The organism is Paenibacillus sp. P4_A7, from assembly GCF_056402455.1.
This window is the reverse complement of record NZ_JBFUHJ010000437.1, coordinates 1-4754: the sequence shown is the minus strand read 5'-3', so window position 1 is coordinate 4754 and position 4754 is coordinate 1. Positions and strand designations below refer to the sequence as shown.

7 protein-coding genes are annotated in these 4754 nt (G+C 39.0%); 5 read left to right on the top strand and 2 right to left on the bottom strand.

Annotated features, from left to right (window positions below; translation table 11 throughout):
- Together AC1DWN_RS28300 and AC1DWN_RS28295 are read right to left on the bottom strand one after the other, a co-directional pair.
- The coding region (locus AC1DWN_RS28300) for an SGNH/GDSL hydrolase N-terminal domain-containing protein (protein WP_477562222.1) at positions 1 to 543 on the bottom strand (543 nt) is incomplete at its 3' end.
- 101 nt (positions 544 to 644) lie between these two features.
- Entirely contained in the window at positions 645 to 914 is a 270-nt protein-coding gene (locus AC1DWN_RS28295) for an excalibur calcium-binding domain-containing protein (RefSeq protein WP_477562221.1), read from the bottom strand.
- 116 nt (positions 915 to 1030) lie between these two features.
- Between AC1DWN_RS28295 and AC1DWN_RS28290 the strand changes: the two genes are divergently transcribed.
- The 5 genes from AC1DWN_RS28290 to AC1DWN_RS28270 all read left to right on the top strand — a co-directional run.
- A complete protein-coding gene (locus AC1DWN_RS28290) occupies positions 1031 to 1567 on the top strand; it encodes a histidine phosphatase family protein (RefSeq protein ID WP_477562220.1) in 537 nt (178 codons plus the stop codon).
- 70 nt (positions 1568 to 1637) lie between these two features.
- Positions 1638 to 2096 (top strand): GNAT family N-acetyltransferase, encoded by a 459-nt coding sequence (locus AC1DWN_RS28285; protein ID WP_477562219.1) that lies wholly within the window; start codon positions 1638 to 1640, stop codon positions 2094 to 2096.
- A gap of 17 nt (positions 2097 to 2113) precedes the next feature.
- Positions 2114 to 3496, top strand: coding sequence for a UDP-N-acetylmuramoyl-tripeptide--D-alanyl-D-alanine ligase (locus AC1DWN_RS28280; RefSeq protein WP_477562218.1), 1383 nt, complete (start codon positions 2114 to 2116; stop codon positions 3494 to 3496).
- Between the two features lie 26 nt (positions 3497 to 3522).
- Entirely contained in the window at positions 3523 to 4056 is a 534-nt protein-coding gene (pyrE, locus tag AC1DWN_RS28275) for an orotate phosphoribosyltransferase (protein ID WP_477562217.1), read from the top strand.
- Positions 4057 to 4357: 301 nt separating this feature from the next.
- On the top strand, positions 4358 to 4754 hold a 397-nt coding region (locus tag AC1DWN_RS28270; protein ID WP_477562216.1), incomplete at its 3' end, for an HAD family hydrolase.

Here is a 4754-nt window from a genome sequence, read left to right as displayed (position 1 = left end):
GCTCGCATAGTCAGGAGCTGAGCTTACTTGAGCATCTTGATCTATACCGATGAATACCTCTTCAACACCTTGATACAATGGAAAATTTAATGTGACGCAAAACTCACGTTTAGTTGTCCATTTGTATAACGAAGCTTCATATTCTGATTTCGTGTAATCAAAGCTAGTAGTACCAAAAAAGCTTTGGTTTCCTGGTTCCCCTAGATAACAATCGAACCCACATTGTCCTGTTGCTGGCATATGATACATATTAGCCGGTCCTGTAAGCTTAACTCTTATCGACAATTGCGAGGTGTTCGTAATAAACCGTATTTGTCCTCCTGCCGTACAGTTAGCCAGCGCATCAACTTCTGGAGGCAGTAAGTCCCTTGGCGAGGATGGAAGTCGACGGTATTTCTTTTCTTGCTCCAGCCAAGCGAAACCAGCAATTTGAAAAGGGGCTTCAAGAGGCGATAACCATTTTAGAGTATCATCTATTCTCTCCTCAATGGCCATATTTGAATCCAGTTCAATAGCATTAATTGATTTAGGTTGATTCGACATTAGCGTTCATCTCCTATAAATAAGGTTTATCRGCATTCGCTGAAAAGGGGATTTGTGGTAAAATATACACAGTGAAATAATTTGAAATGCGTGAAAAGATGTTAACGTTCACATGCAATCATGTCATTATCGCGGTCACTTTTTTTATTGGCGTCATAGATTTCTTTCGATACAAAAGGCTTATACTTGGTTTTACCACCTTTGTTTTTAGCAGATGATGTGCGAGCAACTCCGCCTTTATATACTTTATTTAGTTCTGTACAGTTTTTATACGTTTTAGCCTTCGTACTTGCTTCTACTACGGTGGTGGATGGCATTGAGATTCCGATAGCTAGGACAGTTGAAAATGCCAGTATAGATATTTTCTTCATGGTGACATTCCTTTCAGTATATTACTCTTTGTTAAGATCATAATCCTATAGCTATTTATAAACAATACCAAATTTGGATATGAATAATAGGTTTGAGTGAATGGGAGGAACATAAGATGAAGTGGTTGTATTTTGTTAGACACTGCAAAGCAACTGGTCAAGACGCCTTTGCCGAGTTGACGGAGGAAGGAATACAACAAGCGGAAGATCTAGTAGGATTTTTTAAGGATAAGAAAATAGAATTGATCGTATCTAGTCCCTTTCTGAGAGCAATGAATACGATCAAACCTCTAAGTGACAGGATTCATCAAGAAATCTACATAGATAATCGCTTGCAAGAGAGGATACTAAGCAGTGTTCCACTAGATAACTGGTTAGAAGAGCTTGAACGAACTTATATCGACTATGATTTGCAGTTTGAAGGTGGAGAATCTTCAAATGAGGCTCTGAGCAGAGGTCTGCAAGTCATTGAGGAACTGTTAGCTAGACCGGAACGCTCTATTGTTGTAGTAACTCATGGTGCATTGTTATCTTTATTAATTACACACTATAACAGTGAATTTGGATTTGTTGGTTGGAAAAATCTAACCAATCCCGATGTCTATTGTCTAGAAAAGATAGTTGATCAATTGAGCATGAAAAGGATTTGGTAACACATTATAAATAAGAGCGTTAGATAACCCATTTCTGCTTGGTGCCTAAAGATTGGAGATCAGATATAGTATGGAAGAAATAAAAATAGTTCAAGTACCCTCTGACAGCAAAGACTTAGCAAGCTTAATTGAAAAGCTTGATGCTTATTTGCTTGAGCGGTATCCAATAGAGGATATATTCGAATTAGATTTTACTGATCCTAATGTGAATGAGGTAGTGTTTGTCATATCTTATCTGAACGATGTTCCCATAGGCTGCGGTGCAATTAGGGCTCTGGATGATAACGATACGGAGTTAAAAAGATTTTTTGTGGAAGAAGCGTATCGGAATAAAGGTATTGCAAAATTGCTATTAGATGAGCTTGAAATGCGGGCGCGAAGCTTACATTTTAAAGCGATAAAATTAGAGGCAGGGGAACCGCAGCCTGAGGCTTTACGCTTTTATAGAAAGCATGGCTATTATCCAATTGAGAGATTCGGCGAGTACGTAAACAGTGAATCCAGCGTCTGCTATGAGAAACGACTCTAAAAGCAAGGGGTGATTGGATGATATTGCGTTCGTTAGAAAGTATCCAAGAGATGGTCTCGGGTCAGGGGTTAAAAACCGATTTTTTGAATACAAAAGTTGCTGGTGTTTCGATAGATACTAGATCCTTAACACCTGGTAATTTGTATATCCCCATAATACKCATTGATGATGGACACAAATATGCCCAAGAGGCAATTGCAAAGGGAGCTTCAGCATTACTTTGGAAAAAAGATCATCCCAGTCCCCCACAAGGAATTCCGCTCATTTTCGTAGAAGACACTCTTATAGCACTGCAGAGTCTGGCAAAATCATACCGTGATCAATTAAATCTAATCGTAATAGGTATTACAGGTAGTAATGGGAAGACGACGACAAAGGATATGATCTATTCCATTGTGTCCGGGAGCTATAGATCCCATAAAACGAAAGGCAACCTTAATGGAGAATATGGTTTACCTTTAACGCTATTGGGATTGGAAGAGGATACACAAGTGGTCATACTTGAAATGGGTATGAGTAATATCGGAGAAATCGAGCTTTTATCCGAGATTGCCCGGCCTGATGTTGCAGTTATCACGATGATTGGCATTTCTCACTTGTCATCACTGGGTTCTAAGGAGGCTATAGCGCTCGCTAAGCTGGAAATTCTGAAGGGCTTAAATTCGAATGGAGTAATCATAATCAATGGTGATGAGCCGTTATTAAATCAAGCGAAACAACTGAAAGGTTTGCCAGCTACAACTAGGTGTGTCCGTTTTGGGGAGTCAGAATCAAATGATTTATATGCTACATGTATTGAGACAGTAGAAAGTGGTATTCGATTTAAACTAGATAATAGTAACTCTTRCTCTATCCCTTTACTTGGGCGGCATAATGTTATGAATGCATTGGCATCTATCGCAGTTGCTAAGCAGTTGGAGCTGAAGGATGAGGAGATTGAAAACGGCTTTAATACGTTGAAAATATCAGGGATGCGGATGGAAGTAATTGAGGCGAGAGCGGGATTCACCATAATTAACGATGCTTGGAATGCAAGTCCAGTATCTATGAAAGCAGCTATACAATCCGTGAAAGAACTAACTGGCTACAAAAGAAAGATATTAGTATTGAGTGATATGTTAGAGCTGGGAGATCAAGAAATAAAATACCATCAAGAAATTGCAAAAGGCTTTAGACCTGATGAGATTGATTTCGTCCTTACGTATGGTACGTTAAGTCAACATATATCTAATGAACTTCTAGATGGCTACCCAATAAATCATGTCAGACATTTTGATACGAAAGAGGATCTAATTGCACAATTGTTGAAGATCGTACGACCGGAAGATGTTATTCTCCTAAAAGGTTCAAGGGGAATGAAGCTTGAGGAAGTCCTAGAGAAGCTTGATATTTTAGATTGAAAAACAACTATTGGAGGAATGACTTTATGAAAAGAAATCTAGCAAAAGACATCTATGAGATCGCTCATTTGACGGGAACATTTACATTGCGGTCTGGTCAAGTTTCGAGCGAATATTTTGATAAATATTTATTTGAATCCAATCCCCAATTGTTAGACCGGATTGCAGAGCAGCTGGCACATCTAGTACCTGTTGGCACAAATGTCCTTGCTGGTCTTGAGATGGGTGGTATACCGATTGCAACAGCGCTGTCTCTCAAAACCAATATCTCCTCCTCGTTTGTGCGTAAGAAAGCGAAGGAATATGGAACATGCAAGCTTGCTGAGGGAGCGAACATAGTCGGTAAGAAGGTTTGTGTCGTTGAGGATGTAGTAACAACTGGCGGCCAAGTTATTCTGAGCACCAACGATTTACGTACTGCTGGGGCAATTGTTGAAGACGTAGTATGTGTCATTGAACGTGATCCAGAAGGTAGACGGAAACTAGAGGAAATTGGACTTAGAGTGCATGCTTTATTTACAATGGAAGAGCTTCTAGAAGCGGGAAGCGCCTCCGTCTAATCACATATCGAAAAAGGAGTCGTATGAAGACGAACTTCTATGGAAAGCAGGGATCTCTTAAATGACAAGCGTAATTATAATTATATTACTACTTATAGTCATTGCGCTCTTGTTAAATATTAACCACAAGCTGCCGAAAAGGGACTATGTTAAAGAAGCAGTTGATAAAGCCGTTGAAAATGATCTCAAAAACAGGGATGTTAACAAGACTTTTTAGGATCAAAGTGGTTTGATCTTATGTATACCAATGATTTTCATGTGACTCCGTTAGTAGAGAAGAGATTTATGAGAGGGTGTTCTCATGGAGACCAAAGCCGTAATATTCGACTTATTTGAAACACTAATAACTGAATTTGGTAATGGTGAGCGACTTGCAAAGCGGACATATAACTATATGGAATTGTTGGGACTTAGTAATGAGGAGTTTAAGAGGGAGTTTGGACGTCGACAACAAAGAAGAATGACAGGAGAATTGAAAAACTACCATAATGTTGTTGAGGAGATTTTAGCCAGTAAGGAACTTCCGTTCAATAAAGAATCGATCGATCATTTGTATCAGGAGCGGGTAAAAGAGAAGCAATTACCTCTTCTAACAATTAATGAGGATGTAAATAATTTGCTAGATGCTATACGAGTGAAAAATGTTAAAATCGGACTTATAAGTAATTGTACAGAAGAGGAAGTTCAGAGTTGGAGAG